Genomic DNA, 18,525 nt, shown 5'->3' on the forward strand with positions numbered 1-18,525 from the left:
CGCGTCCGGGGGCTTCCCGACGTGTCCTCGGGCGGGGTCCGTCGCGTCAGACGGCCTGGGCCAGCCGGTCGAGCAGGGGGGCCGCCGCCGCGAGCTGTGCCAGTTCGGCCGGGGTGAACGCGCCGCTGGTCAGGGCCCGGGTGATCTGCTCGGTGCGCGCGTTGCGCTTGTCCTCCAGCGCCCGCCGGCCCGCCTCGGTCACCGTCAGCACCACGCGCCTGCCGTCGTCCGGGTCCTGGCCGCGGTCGACCAGGCCGCGGTCCCGCAGCCCGGCGAGGGTGGTGCCCATGGCCTGGGCGGTGATCTGCACCTGCCGGGCCAGGGCGGAGGAGGTCGTGGGGCCCGAGCGGTTCAGGAGCGACAACGCCGTCCGCTCGGGCATGGTGAGGCCCCCGCCGGTGGGCACCTGCCGGGCGCGGCGCACCAGTGCGCCGACGCCGGTCAGGAGGGAGGCGGCGACGGCTGCGGGGTCCAGATCCTCGTTCATATGCTAAGGCTACCTTATCAACCTGCCTTATCTGTTTTTCGTCTCACGGAAGTGAGGGCGGGGGCGGGGTGGCGTGCGGGCGGGCGCGTCAACGGCGTCCGCGGCGCGTCAGTGGTGTTCGCCGCCGCGGCCCAGGGTCTGCTCGGCGGTCACGCCGGGACGCGTCCACTGCGGTACGGGCCGGCCAGTCGGGCCCCAGGTCGCGTTCCCGTCCACGTCCGCGCGCCAGTACCAGCACGGACCGTTCCCCTCGGGCCAGCCCTCCGGCGTGTCCTGCCACGCCTCGCGCCGCCCGTACGGCGTCATGTCCAGCAGCGCGAAGCTCCCGCTGGCCGCCTCGGTGCCGCGGCCCGTCGTGTCGTACGTGAGGAACGTACGGTCGCCGTCGCGCAGGTAGGAGGTGAGGTGGCCCATCGCCCCGCCGACCGGCGCGGCCACGTCGCGCACCGAGTACCAGGGCTCGGTGTAGCCCATGAACTCCACGAACGGCGGGACCTCCTCCCAGCGTCCCGTCGTCAGCACGGCCCACGAGATGCCGCGCGCGTTCAGATACGCGGCGTCCTTCATGTGCCACGCCGTGACCGTGCACCCCTCGCACTGGCCCTGGTGCGGCGCCCCGTCGTGCCACATGTGCTTGTAGACCAGCAGCTCGTTCCGCCCCTGGAACAGGTCCCTGAACGGCACCGGGCCCTGCGCGCCCGTCACCTCCACCGATCCGTCGAACTCCACCATCGGCAACCGGCGCCGCGCCGCCGCGATGGCGTCCCCCTCGCGCGTATGGGCCTTCTCCCTGACCAGCAGCTCGTCCCGCGCCGCCTGCCACGTCTCCATGTCCACCACCGGCGGCCGTCCGCCGCCCGCTTCGCCCCGCGTGCTCGTCACGATGTCCTCCGCGCTCTGTCGTGAGTTTTCTCGGCCGTGTCCGGCGCCGGATTTCCGGCGGCGGTCACTACAAGAGACTCGGGGCGGGCCCGGAACTCATCGCGGAGGTGAGGCGGGTCAGGAGGGCGGTGAGGTGGGCGAGGTCTTTCCGGGAGAGGGCGGAGAGGGCCGGCGGGGGGCGGTGGAGGATCGCGTCGGCGGTGGCGATGGCGTCGTGGCCCGCCGGGGTGAGGGTGACGAGCTTGCGGCGGCGGTCGGCGGGGTGGGGGAGGCGTTCGACCAGGCCGTGGGATTCGAGTTTGTCGACGATCAGGGTGGTGTAGGGGGCGTCGGCCCCGATGGACGCGGCGAGTTGGGTGAGGGTCAGGGGCGCGTCGCGCAGGAGGAAGAGGGCCTTGCCGCGTCCGGCGCCGAGCCGGAAGCCGAGGGCTTCGGCCAGCTCGCCGTGGCGGTTGTGGGCCTCGACGAAGCCGTGCATGAGGGCCCAGACGGTCTCGGCGGAGGGGGCGGCGGGTTCCGCGTCCGGGGGCGGGGTCACCATGCGACGGTTTTGCCGAGGTAGTCGACGTAGTGCAGGCCGGGGCTGTCCCGGAGGGAGTCGAGCGTCCTGACGACGTTCGGAATGCTCTCCTCGACGGTCAGCCGCCCGCCGGGTCCGCCGACGCCGATCCGCACCCAGCCGGGCGCCATCAGCACCAGCGGCCGGGACTCGCCCTCGTGCCGCGCCGCGTAGCTGCGCATGAAAGTGTTCAGCGCGGCCTTGCTGCCCCGGTACACCTCGTGCCCGCCGCGCTCGTTGTTGGCCACGCTGCCCTGGCCCGAGGACATGACCCCGATGGTGCCGGTCCCGGTCACGAGGTCCGAGAGCGTTTCGACGACCCGCAGCGGGCTCAGCGCGTTGGTCACCATGACCCGCACGAATTCCTCGGTCGACGTCTCCGCCACCGTCCCCTCGGGCTCGTTCGTGACGCCCGCGTTCACGAAGAGGAGGTCGAAGACGCGCCCCTCCAGCCGCTCGCGCACCGCCGTGACCTGCTCGGGGACCGTGACGTCCACCGTCTCGATCTCGACGCTGTCCGGGTGCGCCTCGGCGAGGTCGTGCAGCTCCGTCCGCCGGGTGCCGCGCACGGTCGCGACGACGTGCCACCCCTCGCGCCGCCACTCCCGCGCGAGGGCGAGGCCGAGGCCGCGGGAGGCGCCGATGAGCAGGACGCGCTTGCCGGATGCCGAATTGGTTGTAGTCATAACAATGATTGTGGGTCGTATAACTACCCGCGTCAAACGGAGCCGGGACTCCCCGAGCCGGGGGTTTCGCGGCGCGCGCGGCCCCGACGACGTACACCGTCAACGTGGCGTGCGCCCGTAACCTCCGGAAAACGGGGCGATCGCGCACGCAGGGGATAAGGTCGGCGGGCGCACGGCGTCCGTCGTCCGTACAACACCCGGCTGAGGGGACGCCATGCGGGTGGCCGCTCGGACAGATCAGCCGCAGGACAAAGGGTGTTGGGCGCTGAGCCGTGATCAGTGACGCGATGGCGGAAGCACTGGTGTCGCTGCGCCGGGGCGAGTGGCCGCAGCGGGCGCGTCTCGCGGCCGTGGCGCTCGGGGTGGACGGCGTGTCGACGGCTCTGGCGGGGGACACCTCGCCGCGGAAGACCCCGGGGAGCCGGGAGGCGGCCGAAGTGCTCTGGTGCTCCGGCCCGTTGAGCCGTGCCTTCGAGGACTTGCAGTACACGGTCGGCGAGGGCCCGGCCGCCGACGCCGTACGTACCGGCCACGCCGTCCTGGCACCCGACCTGCGCCGCGTGCGCGCCGACCGCTGGCCCGCGCTGCTGCCGGAGGCCGAACGGCTGCCGGTCCGCGCGGTGTTCTGCTTCCCGATCGCGCTCGGCGCCATCCGGATCGGCGTGCTGACCGCCGTACGCGCCACGGCCGGGGCGCTCGGCACCGAACAGACCGGCGACGCCCTCGTCCTCGCCGACGCGCTGGCCGCCCGCTACCTGGGGGACGAGGGCGGCGCCGAACTGCCCGGCACGCTGTACAGCGCCGTCGTCCACCAGGCGGCGGGCATGGCGAGCGTGCAACTCGGCCTCCCGCTCGCGGACGCGCTCCTGCGCCTGCGGGCGCACGCCTTCCGGAGCGGGCGGCCCATCCGCGTCGTGGCGCATGATGTGGTGGCCAGACGGCTGCGCCTCGATGTCAACGGCGACGGCACCCTCCCCTCCACCGCAGCAGACAAGGACTGATCCCCATGACGCGTGTGCAACGCCTCACCGAAGTCTTCGTGGAGGTCGCCGACTCGCTCACCGACGACTTCGACATCATCGACTTCCTCCAGCGGCTCGCCCAGCGCTGCGCGGAACTGCTGGACATCGCGACGGTCGGCATCCTGCTCGTGGACGAGCACGGCACGCTGCACCCGCTGGCCGCGTCCGACGAGAGCACCCGGCTGCTGGAACTCTTCGCGTCCCAGCACGACCAGGGCCCGTGCGTGGAGTGCTTCCGCACCGGCGACGCCCGCATCGACGTGGACCTGACCGCGCCGATCACCCGGACCCGCTGGCCGCACTTCACCACGCGGGCCACCGAGGCCGGATTCGTCCGCACCCACGCCTTCCCGATGCGGCTGCGGCAGCGGGTGGTGGGCGCGCTCAGCCTCTTCCAGCGCGAGTCGACGCCGATCAGCGAGGAGGACCGGCTGCTGGCGCAGGCGCTCGCGGACATCGCCACGATCGCGATCCTCCAGCAGCGGACCCTGGAGCGCAGCCAGGTCGAGCGCGTGCAGCTCCAGACCGCGCTGACCAACCGGATCGTGATCGAGCAGGCCAAGGGCGTGCTGGCCGAGCGCTGGGGTCTGTCGGTGGACGACGCCTTCGGCGCCTTCCGCCGCTACGCCCGCGCGCACCACCTGCGGCTCGCGGCGCTCGCCTACGACGTCGTCCAGGGGGACTTCGACACAGCGGCGATCTTCCGCGAGCCGGAGGGGCCCGAGGGGTCCTAGCTCCTAGAGGCGCTCGGGGGTACGGATACCGAGCAGCGTCAGACCCTGCCGCAGGGTGCGGGCGGTGACGTCGCAGAGGAAGAGCCGGTTCTCCACCACGGCGGGGCTGTCCGCCTTGAGGACCGGGCACTGCTCGTAGAACGTCGCGAACGCCGAGGCCACCGAGAAGAGATACGCGGCGAGCTTGTGCGGCTCGTACGTCTCCGCCGTCGAGGCCAGCGCCTCGCCGAACTCGTCGAGCAGCAGCCCCAGCGCGCGCTCGGCGGGTGCCAGCGGCAGCTCGGGGTGGGCCGCGGGCCGCGCGTCGCCCGAGCGCCGGATGATCGACTGGATCCGTGCGTACGCGTACTGGATGTACACGCTCGTGTCGCCGTTGAGCGACACCATCCGGTCCAGGTCGAAGACGTAGTCCCGGCCCAGGGACGTGGACAGGTCCGCGTACTTCACCGCGCCGATGCCGACCTCGGTGCCGCGCTCGGCGACCTCCGCGTCCGACAGCTCGCCCTTGGTGTCCTTCTCCTTGACGACGGCCGTCGCCCGCTCCACCGCCTCGTCCAGCAGGTCCTCCAGCTTGACGCTCTCGCCCGCCCGGGTCTTGAACGGCTTGCCGTCCTTGCCGAGCACCGTGCCGAACGGGATGTGCTTGACGGTGACCTCGTCGGTCAGCCAGCCCGCCCGCCGGGCGGTCTCGAAGACCATCCGGAAGTGCAGCGCCTGCCGGGCGTCCACCACGTACAGCAAGGTGGTGGCGTGCAGATTCTGCGTCCGGTCCCGCACCGCCGACAGGTCGGTGGCCGGGTAGCCGAAGCCGCCGTCGGACTTGCGGACGATGAGCGGGACCGGCTCGCCGTCCTTGCCCTTGATGTCGTCGAAGAACACGCACAGCGCGCCGTCGGACCGGACCGCGACACCGGACTTCTCCAGCAGGTCGCTGGTCTCCACCAGCATGTCGTTGTACCCGGACTCGCCGACGATGTCCTCGTCCTGGATCGCGATGTCGAGCTTGTCGTAGACGGAGTGGAAGTAGATCAGCGACTCGTCGACCAGCCACTGCCAGATCTTCAGCGTCTCCGCGTCGCCCGACTGGAGCTCGACCAGCCGCTTGCGGGACCGGTCCTTGAACGCCTCGTCGGAGTCGAAGAGCGTCCGCGACGACTTGTAGAGCCGGTCGAGCCGGGACATCGACGCCTCACCGGCCACCGCGGAGTCCGCGGTGGTCTGCGTGCTCTCCAACTCGTCCGGGTGCTCCATCAGGTACTGGACGAGCATGCCGAACTGGGTGCCCCAGTCGCCGATGTGGTGCCGCGGGATCACCGTCTCGCCGCTGAACCGCAGAATCCGCACGATCGCGTCGCCGATGACGGAGGACCGCAGGTGCCCGACGTGCATCTCCTTGGCGACATTCGGCTGCGCGTAGTCGATGACGGTGGTGCCGGGGTGCTCGGCCAGGGGTACGCCGAGCCGGTCGTCCGCGGCCCGCAGCGCGAGGTTGGCGGTGATCGCGGTGTCCGTGACCGAGATGTTGAGGAAGCCGGGTCCTGACACCTCGATCTCGCCGATCAGGCCGTCGGGGCCGTCCGCGGGCAGCCCGGCCAGCACGGCGGCGGCCAGCTCCCGGGGATTGGCCTTCGCCTTCTTGGCGAGGCCCAGCACGCCGTTGGCCTGGAAGTCGGCCCGGTCGCTTCGGCGCAGCAGCGGGTCGGCACCGTCGGCCGACGGCACGGCGGCCGCGAGGGCGGCCGAGACACGCTGCTGGAGTGAAGCGGACAGGGAGGTGACCGAGGCCATGGGTGTGCCGTTCCGTGTGTCGTGGATAGCGGACTTCGCCTCGCGGTGAGGCGAGGTCCCAGTGTCCCACGCGAGCCCCGATGGGCCGAGCCGGTTATCCACAGGTGGGGACGGAGCGGGCGAGTTATCCACAGGCCGGGTTATCCGCTGGCGATCGGGGGCCGGATGTCTGGGAGAATCGGAGCCGTCGGAACACCCCCATCGAACCCTCAGGAAGAAGAGGACCGTGGCTGAGAGCAACGAGGCCGACTGGGTCTCCCGTTTCGCGGACGACGTCATCGCCGAGTCGGAGCGCCGCGCACCCGGGAAACCCGTTGTCGTCGCGTCCGGGCTCAGCCCCTCGGGCCCGATCCACCTCGGGAATCTGCGCGAGGTCATGACCCCGCACCTGGTCGCCGACGAGGTGCGCAGGCGCGGGCACGAGGTCAGGCACCTGATCTCCTGGGACGACTACGACCGGTACCGCAAGGTCCCGGTCGGCATCCCCGGGGTCGACGAGTCGTGGGCCGAGCACATCGGCAAGCCGCTGACCTCGGTGCCCGCGCCCGCCGGGTCCTCGTATCCGAACTGGGCGGAGCACTTCAAGGCGCAGATGGCCGCGTCGCTGGCCGAGCTGGGCGTGGAGTACGACGGCATCAGCCAGACCGCCCAGTATCAGGCGGGCGCCTACCGCGTGCAGATCCTGCACGCGGTGCGGCACCGCGCCGACATCGACGCGATCCTCGACCAGTACCGGACGAAGAAGGCCCCGGCCAAGCAGCAGTCGCAGAAGCCGGTGGACGCGGCCGAGCTGGAGGCCGCCGAGGGCTCGGGCGCGGCGGGCGAGGACGACGGCAGCGGCTCCGGCGTGGGCTACTTCCCGTACAAGCCGTACTGCGCGGTCTGCGGCAAGGACCTCACCACGGTCACCGCGTACGACGACGAGACGACCGAGCTGACGTACACCTGCGCCTGCGGGCACGGGGAGACGGTCCGGCTGGAGGAGTTCGACCGCGGCAAGCTGGTGTGGAAGGTCGACTGGCCGATGCGCTGGGCGTACGAGGGCGTGATCTTCGAGCCGTCGGGCGTCGACCACTCCTCGCCGGGCTCGTCGTTCCAGGTCGGCGGGCAGATCGTCGGCCCGATCTTCGGCGGGAAGCAGCCGATCGGCCCGATGTACGCCTTCGTCGGCATCTCCGGCATGGCCAAGATGTCGTCGTCCAAGGGCGGTGTGCCCGTCCCCGCCGACGCGCTGCGGATCATGGAGCCGCAGATCCTGCGCTGGCTCTACGCCCGCCGCCGCCCCAACCAGTCCTTCAAGATCGCCTTCGACCAGGAGATCCAGCGGCTCTACGACGAGTGGGACGCGCTGGAGCGGAAGGTCGCCGAGGGCACCGCGCTCCCGGCCGACGTCGCCGCGCACAGCAGGGCCGCCCGCACCGCCGCCGGTGAGCTGCCGCGTACCGCGCGGCCGTTGCCGTACCGCACGCTGGCGTCCGTCGCCGACATCACCGCGGGCGCCGAGGCCCAGACGCTGCGCATCCTGACCGAGCTGGACCCGGACCGGCCGATCGGCTCGCTGGACGAGGTGCGGCCCCGGCTCGACCGCGCCGAGTCCTGGATCACCACCCAGGTGCCCGCCGAGCAGCGCACCGTGGTGCGCGCCGAGCCCGACACCGCCCGCCTCGCCGCCCTCGGCGACAGCGAGCGCGCCGGGCTCAAGCTCCTGGTGGACGGCCTCGACTCGCACTGGTCGCTGGACGGTCTGACGACCCTCGTCTACGCCGTGCCCAAGGTGCTGGCCGGTCTTGAGCCGGACGCCAAGCCGACTCCTGAGCTGAAGGTCGCCCAGCGGTCGTTCTTCGCCCTGCTCTACGAGCTGCTGGTCGGCCGCGACACCGGTCCGCGCCTTCCGACGCTGCTCCTCGCGGTGGGCGCCGACCGCGTCCGCACGCTGCTGGGCGCGGGCGAGGGCGCGGGCGCGTAAGGGCTCGTACGGCATCGGGGGCGGGACCGCGACCGCGGTTCCGCCCCCGTCGTATGCGTGGCCCCCGGCCTGCGGCCTGTGGTTCACGGCCCCCGGTCTACGGGATGTGCTCGGTGTCCGACTCGGACTGGAAGCGGTAGCGCAGGTCGCGCAGGGACGGGACCAGCTCGCGCTCCTCCGGCGGCGTACCGGTGTACATGTCGGAGAGGTAGCGGGCGAACTGCCGGGCGTTGGGGAAGGTGCCGAATTCGCGGACGTAGCGGCGGTAGGCGCCGAAGAACGCCTCGTCCTGCGAGATGCCGTCGGGGAATTCGAGGCCCGAGACGAATTCCGGCGCCGGAGGCTGCTCCGGCTCGGGTGCGGGCACCGCTTCCGGCTCCGGAGCGGCGTACTGCGGCTCGGGGCCCTGCTGGAAGCGCTGCTGCGCGGCGGCGGCGCTGCCGTTCAGTCCGGAACCGCCCAGCGGGCGCGACCGGTTGGGGCCGGCCGGGACCATGATCTGCGGCTGCTCCGGCTCCGGCTGCTGCTGGATCTGTTGGCCCTGCTGCCCCTGCTGTTGGCCTTGCTGCCCCTGCTGCTGGGCCTGTTGCATCTGCTGCGCCATGAACGCCTGCTGCTCGCGCTGGGCCTGGAGCTGGGCGGCGGCGAACCACGGACTGTCGTGCGCGCCCGGCGTGTCCTGCTGGGGCCACTCCTGCGGGTACGGCTGCTGGTTGTACTGCTGATACTGCTGGAACTGTTCGAACTGCCGCTGCTCGTACGCCTGTTGGTGCTCGAACTCCGACTGCGGCTGGAACTGCCGCCCGTCCTGCTGGCCCGCCTGCTGTCCGCCCGGTTGTCCGCCCGCGAGTCCGTTCTGCTGGGCGCTTTGCTGCTGCCGGGCCGCCTCCGCGAGGGCCGCGGCCGCCTCGGCCGCGAGGTCGGGAACGCCGTTCGGGAGGGCGTGGCCGTTCACATGGCCGTTCACCGCCCCGTTCACGGCTCCGCTCACCGCTCCGTTGACCGTCCCGTTCGCGGCGGCCTTCGACGGCGCCGCCGTCACCGGCTCCGCGGCCTCCGCCGCGATCGGCGCGGCCGACTCGGGCCCGGCCGTCAACTCCTTGGCGGGGCGCGTGATCTCGATGCCCGCCGCTTCGAGTCCGGCGTCGGCCGTCTCCGCCAGCGGCACCCCGTACTTCGCCAGCCGCAGCGGCATGATCGCCTCGACCGGGGCCTTGCGACGCCACGCGACGCCGTACCGCGCCCGCAGCCGCGCCCGGTAGACCAGGCGGTCCTGCTCGCGCCGGATCGTTTCCTCGTACGACCGCAGTTCCCACAGCTTCATCCGGCGCCACAGCCGGAAGGTGGGGATGGGGGCGAGGATCCAGCGCGTGATGCGCACCGACTCCATGTGCTTGTCGGCGGTGATGTCGGCGATCCGCCCGATCGCGTGCCGGGCGGCCTCCACCGAGACCACGAACAGCACCGGGATGATCGCGTGCATGCCGACGCCGAGCGGGTCGGGCCAGGCGGCGGCGCCGTTGAAGGCGATCGTCGCGGCAGTCAGCAGCCACGCGGTCTGCCGCAGCAGCGGGAACGGGATGCGCAGCCAGGTCAGCAGCAGATCGAGCGCGAGCAGGACGACGATGCCCGCGTCCACGCCGATCGGAAAGACGTTCGCGAACCAGCCGAAGCCCTTGTCCAGGGCGAGCGAGCGCACGGCCGCGTACGAACCGGCGAAGCCGATCCCCGCGATCACCACCGCTCCGGTGACGACCACGCCGATCAATATGCGGTGCGTCCGGGTCAAACGTATCGCGGCCACCCGCGACCCCTCCTACCCCTTGGCTCCAGCCTCACTGGCGGACCGGAGCCGTACCGGCTCCGGCGGGCCCCAGACTGCCATACGGGTGAGAAGGAGAGGCGCGGCGTTGACGAACGAACGCCGTACAAACGCGCGAATACCGGGGCGAGGGGAGCGGGAGTTGTTACGCGTTCGCCGCCGCGACCGCCGCGACGGCCTCCTTGGCCGCCCGTTGCGCACCGCTCTGTACGTCGCCGGCCGACGGGTTCTTCTTGCCTTCGAGGCCCGCGCCGTTGAACTCCACCAGGACCACGACATTGCCGCTGCGGACGACCACCGAGTCGTTCTGCGAGGTGACCTTCGCGACGGTGGCCTTGCTGACCACCGAGGCCGCCTGGTCGCCGAGGCCGGTGAGGGTGGCGGAGGCCGCGCCGGGGACCTGGTTCAACGTGCCGACCTGCTCGGTGTACCGCTTCTTCGCCTGGTCCTCGGCCGTGCCGAGCGCGGTGGAGGACGTGAAGCGCTGAAGGGTGACCGACAGCCAGCGGTACTGGTAGCCGTCCTTGCCGTTGCCCGTCCAGGAGCAGCCGGCGCGCGAGGTGATGTCGTCGGACTTCACCGGGGTGCCGCCGGGCGTCTTGGCCTTCGGCACCAGCGCGTTCACGGTGGCCTGCGTGATCGCCTTGCAGGACGCCGGGAGCGCGGCGAACTTCGCGGGCGCGAGGGTCGGGGTGGCCGAGCCGCCGGACGGGCCGGAACCCGTGGGGGAGGAGGCCGAGGACTTCGCGTCGGATGATCCCGAACCGGACGAGCATCCCGCGAGAGCCATCGCGGGGACGGCCGCACAGGCGAGCAGCAGAGCGAGGCGGGAGGCGGTGTGTCGACGTTCCATGGGGGTCACCCTAAAGGGCCGCGCTGTCGGCCCCCGGTCAGTCCTTGACTTTCCTCAGGAGCTGCTCCGCGACCTGCTGGGCGCCTTTTTGCAGGTCAGCACTGTCCGGTGGCGTACTGCCACGGGGTGACGACTCCGCGTAAGTGACGGTCACCAGGACGTTGGCGGTGCGGAAAACCAGTGTCACGTCGCGGCGGGGAGGCTGTGCGTGGGGCTTGAGGACGTCATTGATAAATGCGGCGTTTCCCACATCGGTGAGGCGGCGGGGGAGGAGGTCGGTGCCGCCGCCACCGGCCGTGCCGGAACTCGTCGCGGACCCCGTGCTCGTACCGTTGCCGCCGTTCGTACCGCTGCCGGTGGTGGAATTGTTGCCGCTCGTCGTACCGCCGGTCGGCGTGGCGGTCGTCTGCTGGCCGCTCGGGGTGGCGGAGGACGACAGCGGGGGGATCGAGGCGTCGGCCGCCTCGTTGGAGAAGTCGAGGTCGGCCTGGACCTCGTCGCTGACGGCCGGGTCGTACGACACGACGCGTTCGAGGTCGATCTTCAGAGTGTTCGACGTGCCGTCGGCCCGGGTGCCGCGCCAGGAGCAGCCGACCCGGCGGTCCGTGTCGTACGTGAGCGACTCCGAGCCCGCGACGTCGGGGACGGCGGGAACCAGGGACTTGAGCAGCTCCTGGCCGACGGCCGTGCAGGGGGCGGGCAGCGTCTGGTACTTGCCGGGCGGCGCGGGCGAGACCGTGCTCGCACTGCCGCCGCCCGCGAGCTGCGCCTTCTGGTCCGAGGCGGAATCCGCCGAGTCCCCGCCGCCGGTGCACGCGCCGAGCGTGGCCAGGGCCAGCGCCACCGCGGTCACGGCCGTGCCGACGGCGGCCGGGAGGCCGCGTGCCGCCGGAGCACGTCGCGTCGCCTGGGCACCTCGCGCCGCCGGGACACTTCGCGTGGACCGCACTGGGCGGGCCCCCTTCCCCTCAGGTTCTGCCGCTCCCGCGCGCTAAACCTTTGGCGTGAGCGGGTGCGCCGTGGACACAATGTCTACCGCAAGCTTCACCCAAACCACCTCTTGGGGCGGTTTTATCGCGTGAGGCATCCTTGATTTTGCCGTTTACGGGGGATTGTCATGTCTTATACCGAGGTGCCGGGTGTCCGGGTGCCGATCCGGATGTGGACGGACCCGACCACGGTCGAGGACGTCGCGATGCAGCAGCTCCGCAATGTCTCCTCGCTGCCGTGGATCAAGGGCCTGGCCGTCATGCCGGACGTCCACTACGGCAAGGGCGCCACGGTCGGTTCCGTCATCGCGATGCACGGCGCGGTCTGCCCCGCGGCGGTCGGCGTCGACATCGGGTGCGGTATGAGCGCGGTCAAGACCTCCCTGACGGCGAACGACCTGCCCGGCGACCTCTCCCGGCTGCGCTCCCAGGTGGAGCAGGCGATTCCGGTCGGACGCGGCATGCATGACGACCCGGTCGCGCCCGGCCGCTTCCACGGCATGGCGACCTCCGGCTGGGACTCCTTCTGGGACCGTTTCGACGGGCTCGCGGAGGCCGTGAGGTTCCGCGCCGACCGCGCGACCAAGCAGATGGGCACGCTCGGCGGCGGCAACCACTTCGTGGAGGTCTGCCTCGACGAGTCCGGCGCCGTATGGCTGATGCTGCACTCCGGCTCCCGCAACATCGGCAAGGAGCTGGCCGAGTTCCACATCGGCCAGGCGCAGAAGCTGCCGCACAACCAGGGCCTGGTCGACCGCGACCTCGCGGTCTTCGTCTCGGACACCCCGCAGATGGCCGCGTACCGCAACGACCTGTTCTGGGCGCAGGAGTACGCCAAGAAGAACCGCGCCATCATGATGGCGCTCCTCCAGGACGTCATCCGCAAGGAGTTCAAGAAGGCCCGGCCGACCTTCGACGAGGTCATCTCCTGCCACCACAACTATGTCTCGGAGGAGCGCTACGACGGCATGGACCTCCTGGTCACCCGCAAGGGCGCCATCCGCGCGGGCTCCGGCGACCACGGCATCATCCCCGGCTCCATGGGGACCGGTTCCTACATCGTCCGCGGCCTCGGCAACTCCGCAGCGTTCAACTCCGCCTCCCACGGCGCCGGCCGCCGCATGAGCCGGAACGCGGCCAAGCGCCGCTTCACCACCCGCGATCTGGAGGACCAGACCCGCGGCGTCGAGTGCCGCAAGGACTCCGGCGTCGTCGACGAGATCCCGGCCGCCTACAAGCCCATCGACCAGGTCATCGACCAGCAGCGCGACCTGGTCGAGGTGGTGGCCAAGCTGAAGCAGGTCGTCTGCGTCAAGGGCTGACGCGTCGGGCGCACGGCTCCTGGAGCCGTGCGCCCGTGGCGGGTTCCTTCCTACGGCTTCGGCTTCGGCTTCGGCTACGGCTTCGTGTGCGGGGGCGCGGCTCAGGCCCTGCGGGCGTGCAGGACGGTGCCGTCCAGGGGGAGGGGCGAGCGGCCGAGAAGGGTGAGGCCCGCGTCGGCGAACAGGCGGGCGTAGTGGTCGGCGCGGCGTTCGCGACCGCCGACGTTGCACATCATGTGCAGGTCCCAGGCGGTGGCCAGGGAGGCCGAGCCGTCGTCGGGCAGGACGCGTTCCACGACGAGCAGTTCGGCGGCCGGGGACATCGCGCGGGCGCAGTGCCGCAGGATCTCGCGGCAGCGGTCGTCGTCCCAGTCGTGCAGGACGCGGGACAGAATGTAGACGTCGCCGCCCGCGGGCACGTCGGCGAAGGAGCCCGGGAGGAAGGCGCACCGCCCGGTGTGACCGGCCGCGCCGAGCAGGCGGCGGGCGGTCTCGACGGTGTGCGGGCGCTCCAGCAGGACACCGCGTAGGCGGGGGTGTGCGGAAAGGATTCGGCCGAGCAGTTCGCCGTTGCCGCCCGCGATGTCGACCACGGTGGCTCCTTCGGCTCCCTCGGCTTCTTCGGCCGGCGCTTCGGCCGCCCTTCCGGCCGCCGCTCCGGCCGCCGCGACGAGGACCGGGTGGTCGGGCAGCGGGTCGAACATCCGGGCGCCGGCGGCCATCGACTGGTCGAACAGCCCGGCGAGTTCGGGATCGCGGGCGAAGTGCTCGAAGTGGTTCTCGCCGAAGTGCCGTTCGAAGGCGACCTGTCCGGTGCGCACGGTGTGGTCGAGCCCGGCGAAGGACGCGTAGAACGGCCCCCCGTACATCAGCGCCAGCGACCGCATCGACCCCTCGGCGTCCGCCCGCAGCAGCCCGCCGGTGTCCGTGAGCCGGAAGCCGTCGCGGTCCTCGCTCACCACGCCGAGCATGGTGAGGTACCGCAGCAAGGTGGCCAGGTTGGGTGCCAACGCGCCGACCGTGTGGGCCAGTTCGGCCAGGCCGATGCCCCGCTCCCCGTCCATCGCGTCCGCCGCCTCCAGCCGCGCGAACGCCGCCAGCGCCTGCGTCGTCCACGCCCCGGTCAGCAGCCGCAGCAAGGTCTCGGCGGGCTGCCGCGCCCGGTGCGCCTCCAAGTGCGCGTCGAGCAGGTCGCGGTGGTCGCCCGGCACGTACAACTCCACCCGCCCGTAACCGGCCTTGGCCTCGGCGGGCGCGGCGAAGTAGAACACCGTGCCGTTCTCGTGCGGGTTGTAGCCGCCGCCGTCGGGCGTCGCGCCGTACTGCCCGAAGGCCGCGCACAGACCGCGCAGCACCAGCGGGTCCGGTGCCTCGACCTCGAAGGCGACATGCGTCTCGTGCTGCCGCGCCCGCTCGTACGCCGCGACCTCGCCGAGGCCGGAGCCCGGTGGCACGGTCAGCGCGAACACCTCGACCGTCCGCCGTACCCCGTCCCGGCACTCCACCGCAGGCCGCAGAATCGCGACGTCCAGCTCCGCCGCGCGGCGCTTGTGCCGTACGGCCAGCCGCTCGCGTACGACGACGCTCGGCGTCGGCGCGTCCGCGACCAGCCCGCAGTCGGCGAGCGTGGCCTCCAACTCCGCCCGGCCGGACGGGAAGACGAGCAGCGCCGCGTGCGAGAAGGCGCAGCGCTCCGCCAGCGCCCGCAACTCCGGGCCGTCGAGCCCGGGAAGCAGGAGCCGGAGCAGCGTGGCGGTGTCCTGCTCCCTGACGAAGTCGACCGTCGCGCGCAGGCGGGACGCGTCGGACGTCTCGCCCGACAGTGCCGTGATCATGTGCGGGGGGACCCTCATTCGTTCCGGGGTTCGGTCGTCCGCGTACGGGTGTACGCGGACGGGTGTACGCGAGACGGGTGCGGGGATGCGGCGGTGCGGGGATGCGGCGGTGCGGGATACGGCCGCACGTACGGGGATGCGTGAACGGCGGTGCGCGGGCGGGTGGTTGGGGCGGCGGGCCGGAACGGCTAGACGCCGACGTAGTGCTCGGCGAACCAGTCCTGCTGGCTGCGCGACGTGCGCAATGAGGCGAGGCGGGCGCGGCGCAGGGAGTTGTGGAACAGCGACTCGCCGTCCGCGCCGGTCGGGCCATGCAGCAGCCCGATCATCCAGTGCGAGAACTCCTGCGCCCGCCAGATGTGCGTCAGGCAGCGCGCCGAGTAGGCGTCGAGGCCGCGCGGGTCCCCGGCCGTGAGATCGGCGGCCAGGGCGTCGGCCAGGACCGCCGCTTCGAGTACGGCCAGATTGGCGCCCTTCGCGGCGGACGGGCTGATCAGACCGGCGGCGTCGCCGACGAGGAACAGCGTCCCGTGGCGCAGGGGTTCGAGCACGTCGGACTCCAGGTCGACGACGGACCGCTGGACGAACCGGCCGCGCCGCAGCGGCCCGAACTCCCGCGCCCGCATGCGCAGTTCCAGCTCGTCCCAGATCCGCTCCGCCGACCACGCGTCGGCCGGGGCGCCGCGCTCGTACTGGAGGTAGTAGCGGGTGACCTCGCTGGTCCTGGCCATGTGCCCGGCGAACCCGCGCTCGTGCACCGCGTATCCGACCGCGTCCAGGCTGGGCGGCGCCTCGGCGAGCAGACCGAGCCAGGTCACGCCGTGATCGCGGTGGTGGCGGACGGCGCCGGGCGGCAGCGAACGCCGGGCGGCGCCGTGCCGCCCGTCGCAACCGGCCACGTACCGCGCCCGCCACAGGCCCGGCCGTCCGTCGGCCTCGCGCGCGACGACCTCGGGCCGCTCGCCGTCGACGTCGCGTACGGCCACGGCCTCGGTGCCGAAACGAATCTGCCCGCCGCGTTCCTGGAACCGGGTCAACAGGTCGCTCACCAGGTCCTGTTGGGGGTAGACGGTGTGCGGTTCGCGCTGCCCGAGCGCGCCGTAGTCCAGCCGGAACCGGCCGTCCTCGGTACGGAACTCGCAGGTGCTGTGGGGCTGCCCGCGCCGCCGCAACCCCTCGGCGAGGCCGTGCCGTTCGAGAATCCGCACGGTGTTGGCCGCCAGGAATCCGGCGCGCGCACGGGTCCGCACCCGCGCGGCCCCGGCCCGTTCCAGCACGACGCAGTCGATCCCCCGGTCCACAAGGATGTTGCCGAGCACGAGCCCGGCGGGACCGGCCCCGAGGACGACCACGTCGGTCGCGCTGCCGCCCGCCCCGCTGGTGTGGTCGGCCGGTCGCCGCCGGCTCTTCCCGTCTGTCACGGAACCAGATACTAGGTGGCTGAAAATCGCCCTTCGTACCGGAATCACCTGAATGCGCGGCTCGATACGGCAAAGAGATCGTCGGGCCCGTTGTCAGTGGCGGGGGTTACGGTGGCGGAGACCGACACGGAGCGTGACGCCGGACGTGACGACAGGACGTGACGCAGGACGTGACGCTCTGTGCGACGCAGGGCGTGAGCAGAACGGCGCGTGAGCAAGGGGGAAAGACCATGACCACTCTCAAGAACCGGCCGCACACCGCACTCCTCGTGGTGGACTCGCAGGTGGGCGTGCTCGACGGCTGCCATGAACGGGACGCGGTGGTCGCCAACATCGCCGCGCTGGTCGCGCGGGCGCGGGAGAGACAGGCCCCGGTGGTCTGGGTCCAGGACTCCGGCGAGGACCGGACGAAAGGCAGCGAGCCGTGGCGGATCGCGCCGGAACTGGGCGCGGACGACGCCGAGCCGCACATCGACAAGGTGTACGGCGACTCCTTCGAGGACACCGACCTGGAGGAGGTCCTGGCCGGTCTCGGCGTCGGGCGCCTGATCGTCGTCGGCGGCCAGACCGACGCGTGCGTCCGCTCCACGCTGCACGGCGCGTTCGTGCGGGGATACGACACGACGCTGGTCGGGGACGCCCACACGACGGAGGATCTGACCGAGTGGGGCGCGCCGCCCCCGGCCCAGGTGATCGCCCACACCAATCTCTACTGGAGCTTCCAGGCGGCCCCCGGCCGCACGGCGGGGACGGTCGCGACGAAGGACGTCGAATTCTGAGGCCGCCGCCGCGACGTGCGTACGCGAAGGCCCCCTGCCCGGTGGGGGGTTGAGCGGGCGGGGGCCTTCGGCCGGGTCGGGGCGGGCGTCAGTCGTTGGCGTTGAGCACCGGCAGGTAGCCGCTGGAGTGGCCGGTCGCGGTCGGGTGGTACGACTCCCAGCTCGGCGAGATGACCAGCGAGTGGAGGTAGGCGTCGCCCGAGCACAGCTCATGGCCCTTGAACGTCGAGCGGACGTCGCCGAAGGAGAAGCCGTGCGCGGCGGCGCGGGCCGCGGTGGTGGTGTCGAGCACGTCGGCGGCCTCGTCGATCTTGGCGTGCTTGGTGGCGCTGAGGCCGACGCAGAAGGTGTTGAGGGTGTACATGTCGGGGTAGCCCAGGACGACGACGTGCGCCGAGGGGGCCTTGGCGTGGATCGCGTTGTAGACCGCGTCGAGACGGGCGGGCAGCGTGTTCCTGACGAAGTTCTCCGCCGTGTTCACCCGGTTGACGCAGTCGCTGTCGGAGCCGGTCACGCAGGCGGTCATGACGTCGGAGAAGCCCGCGTCATTGCCGCCGATGGTGATGGTGACCAGGCCGGTGGAGGAGTTGAGCGGGCCGAGCTGGTTGTTCAGCACGTCCGAGGTCACCGCGCCGGAACAGGCGGTGTCGGCGAAGGAGGACGGGGCGTGCGCGTTCTTCCACAGGTATGGGTAGGCGCTGAAGCTGCGGTGACAGTCGCCGCTGGCGCTGTCGTAGTTTCCCGCGCCGTTTCCGGCCGAGTACGAGTCGCCCAGGGCGACATAGGCGGGGCCTGCGGCGTGGGCCGGGCTGACGCCCACGAGGGCCAGGGCGGCGCCCATGGCCAACGTGGCCAGCATGGAGAGGGACTTGGTGCGGTTCACGGAACCTCCATCGGCGGGACGATCGCTTCAGCGATCACTTCAGCAACGAGTTGCGCCGGGGCGCGCTGAGGTGGGCATGTCAAGATGGCTCTGAGCGGTAGACCGCGATGGCGGTGACGGTGGGGGGTGAGTGGGGGGACGGGGTAACGCTCTGATTTCTGGCTGCACAGGGTGTTGCATCAAGCGGCTCCAGCGTCAACGGCCCTGCTGTCGTAAGGATCTACGCGCGAAGAACGCCGCGGGAATCATCCCCAATGATGTGGCTCCGCCAAACATGCTCACGTCAACCCACACCACATCAGCACCATCCCGCCATCCGGCGACGGTTCCGTGTCCACCCTGTGCAACCCCGCCCCGGCCGGGCGCGTCCGCCGAAGGCGGGGGGTTGCCGAGGGGTCGGCGGTGGCTCGTCGGGCGGGGGCCCGTGCCCGCCCTGTGCAACCCCGCCCCGGCCGGGTGTGTCCGCCGGAGGCGGGTGGTTGCCGAGGGGTCGGCGG

16 protein-coding genes are annotated in these 18,525 nt (G+C 71.8%); 5 read left to right on the forward strand and 11 right to left on the reverse strand.

Annotated elements, in window-relative coordinates; translation table 11 throughout:
• Nucleotides 1-46: 46 nt before the first annotated feature.
• From ACIO6U_RS27505 to ACIO6U_RS27520, 4 genes are all read right to left on the reverse strand, one after another.
• A complete protein-coding gene (locus ACIO6U_RS27505; RefSeq protein WP_391163538.1) occupies nt 47-487 on the reverse strand; it encodes a MarR family transcriptional regulator in 441 nt (146 codons plus the stop codon).
• Between the two features lie 108 nt (nt 488-595).
• Nucleotides 596-1,369 carry a DUF899 family protein gene (locus ACIO6U_RS27510; protein WP_401723178.1) on the reverse strand — a complete coding sequence of 258 codons (774 nt, stop codon included), beginning with the start codon at nt 1,367-1,369 and terminating at the stop codon, nt 596-598.
• 67 nt (nt 1,370-1,436) lie between these two features.
• Nucleotides 1,437-1,910 carry a MarR family winged helix-turn-helix transcriptional regulator gene (locus ACIO6U_RS27515; protein WP_401308977.1) on the reverse strand — a complete coding sequence of 158 codons (474 nt, stop codon included), beginning with the start codon at nt 1,908-1,910 and terminating at the stop codon, nt 1,437-1,439.
• Entirely contained in the window at nt 1,904-2,614 is a 711-nt protein-coding gene (locus ACIO6U_RS27520) for an SDR family oxidoreductase (protein ID WP_401723182.1), read from the reverse strand. Before ACIO6U_RS27520 ends, ACIO6U_RS27515 begins: the two co-directional genes overlap by 7 nt.
• A 287-nt stretch (nt 2,615-2,901) precedes the next feature.
• Here ACIO6U_RS27520 and ACIO6U_RS27525 point away from each other — a divergent pair, with 287 nt between their 5' ends.
• Both ACIO6U_RS27525 and ACIO6U_RS27530 read left to right on the forward strand, forming a co-directional pair.
• Nucleotides 2,902-3,615: a GAF and ANTAR domain-containing protein gene (locus ACIO6U_RS27525; protein ID WP_401723185.1), complete on the forward strand. Its 714-nt coding sequence runs from the start codon at nt 2,902-2,904 to the stop codon at nt 3,613-3,615.
• 5 nt (nt 3,616-3,620) lie between these two features.
• A complete protein-coding gene (locus ACIO6U_RS27530) occupies nt 3,621-4,370 on the forward strand; it encodes a GAF and ANTAR domain-containing protein (protein ID WP_355340616.1) in 750 nt (249 codons plus the stop codon).
• 3 nt (nt 4,371-4,373) lie between these two features.
• On the opposite strand, the gene argS is transcribed toward ACIO6U_RS27530, so the two are convergent.
• Nucleotides 4,374-6,158 carry an arginine--tRNA ligase gene (gene argS, locus ACIO6U_RS27535; protein WP_355340613.1) on the reverse strand — a complete coding sequence of 595 codons (1,785 nt, stop codon included), beginning with the start codon at nt 6,156-6,158 and terminating at the stop codon, nt 4,374-4,376.
• A 226-nt stretch (nt 6,159-6,384) separates the two neighbouring features.
• Here argS and lysS point away from each other — a divergent pair, with 226 nt between their 5' ends.
• Nucleotides 6,385-8,124 carry a lysine--tRNA ligase gene (gene lysS, locus ACIO6U_RS27540; RefSeq protein ID WP_401723189.1) on the forward strand — a complete coding sequence of 580 codons (1,740 nt, stop codon included), beginning with the start codon at nt 6,385-6,387 and terminating at the stop codon, nt 8,122-8,124.
• 97 nt (nt 8,125-8,221) lie between these two features.
• Here lysS and ACIO6U_RS27545 read toward each other — a convergent pair whose 3' ends face one another.
• The 3 genes from ACIO6U_RS27545 to ACIO6U_RS27555 all read right to left on the reverse strand — a co-directional run bounded on the left by ACIO6U_RS27545 (nt 8,222) and on the right by ACIO6U_RS27555 (nt 11,748).
• Nucleotides 8,222-9,928 (reverse strand): DUF2637 domain-containing protein, encoded by a 1,707-nt coding sequence (locus tag ACIO6U_RS27545; protein ID WP_401723192.1) that lies wholly within the window; start codon nt 9,926-9,928, stop codon nt 8,222-8,224.
• Nucleotides 9,929-10,091: 163 nt separating this feature from the next.
• Nucleotides 10,092-10,799 (reverse strand): DUF3558 domain-containing protein, encoded by a 708-nt coding sequence (locus tag ACIO6U_RS27550; RefSeq protein ID WP_391052000.1) that lies wholly within the window; start codon nt 10,797-10,799, stop codon nt 10,092-10,094.
• Between the two features lie 37 nt (nt 10,800-10,836).
• Entirely contained in the window at nt 10,837-11,748 is a 912-nt protein-coding gene (locus ACIO6U_RS27555) for a hypothetical protein (RefSeq protein ID WP_401723196.1), read from the reverse strand.
• A gap of 168 nt (nt 11,749-11,916) precedes the next feature.
• On the opposite strand from ACIO6U_RS27555, the gene ACIO6U_RS27560 reads away from it, so the two are divergent.
• Complete coding sequence (locus ACIO6U_RS27560) at nt 11,917-13,110, forward strand: RtcB family protein (protein ID WP_355340599.1); 1,194 nt, start codon at nt 11,917-11,919, stop codon at nt 13,108-13,110.
• 101 nt (nt 13,111-13,211) lie between these two features.
• Here ACIO6U_RS27560 and ACIO6U_RS27565 read toward each other — a convergent pair whose 3' ends face one another.
• Together ACIO6U_RS27565 and ACIO6U_RS27570 are read right to left on the reverse strand one after the other, a co-directional pair.
• A complete protein-coding gene (locus ACIO6U_RS27565) occupies nt 13,212-14,945 on the reverse strand; it encodes a methyltransferase (RefSeq protein WP_401723199.1) in 1,734 nt (577 codons plus the stop codon).
• Nucleotides 14,946-15,133: 188 nt separating this feature from the next.
• Nucleotides 15,134-16,297 carry a 4-hydroxybenzoate 3-monooxygenase gene (locus ACIO6U_RS27570; RefSeq protein WP_401723479.1) on the reverse strand — a complete coding sequence of 388 codons (1,164 nt, stop codon included), beginning with the start codon at nt 16,295-16,297 and terminating at the stop codon, nt 15,134-15,136.
• Nucleotides 16,298-16,596: 299 nt separating this feature from the next.
• Here ACIO6U_RS27570 and ACIO6U_RS27575 point away from each other — a divergent pair, with 299 nt between their 5' ends.
• Complete coding sequence (locus ACIO6U_RS27575; protein WP_391051992.1) at nt 16,597-17,145, forward strand: isochorismatase family protein; 549 nt, start codon at nt 16,597-16,599, stop codon at nt 17,143-17,145.
• Between the two features lie 88 nt (nt 17,146-17,233).
• Here ACIO6U_RS27575 and ACIO6U_RS27580 read toward each other — a convergent pair whose 3' ends face one another.
• Nucleotides 17,234-18,004, reverse strand: coding sequence for a GDSL-type esterase/lipase family protein (locus ACIO6U_RS27580; RefSeq protein WP_391052081.1), 771 nt, complete (start codon nt 18,002-18,004; stop codon nt 17,234-17,236).
• Nucleotides 18,005-18,525 lie beyond the last annotated feature (521 nt).

The sequence above is a fragment of the Streptomyces sp. NPDC087422 genome, assembly GCF_044744145.1.
In the GTDB taxonomy this organism is placed as follows: domain Bacteria; phylum Actinomycetota; class Actinomycetes; order Streptomycetales; family Streptomycetaceae; genus Actinacidiphila.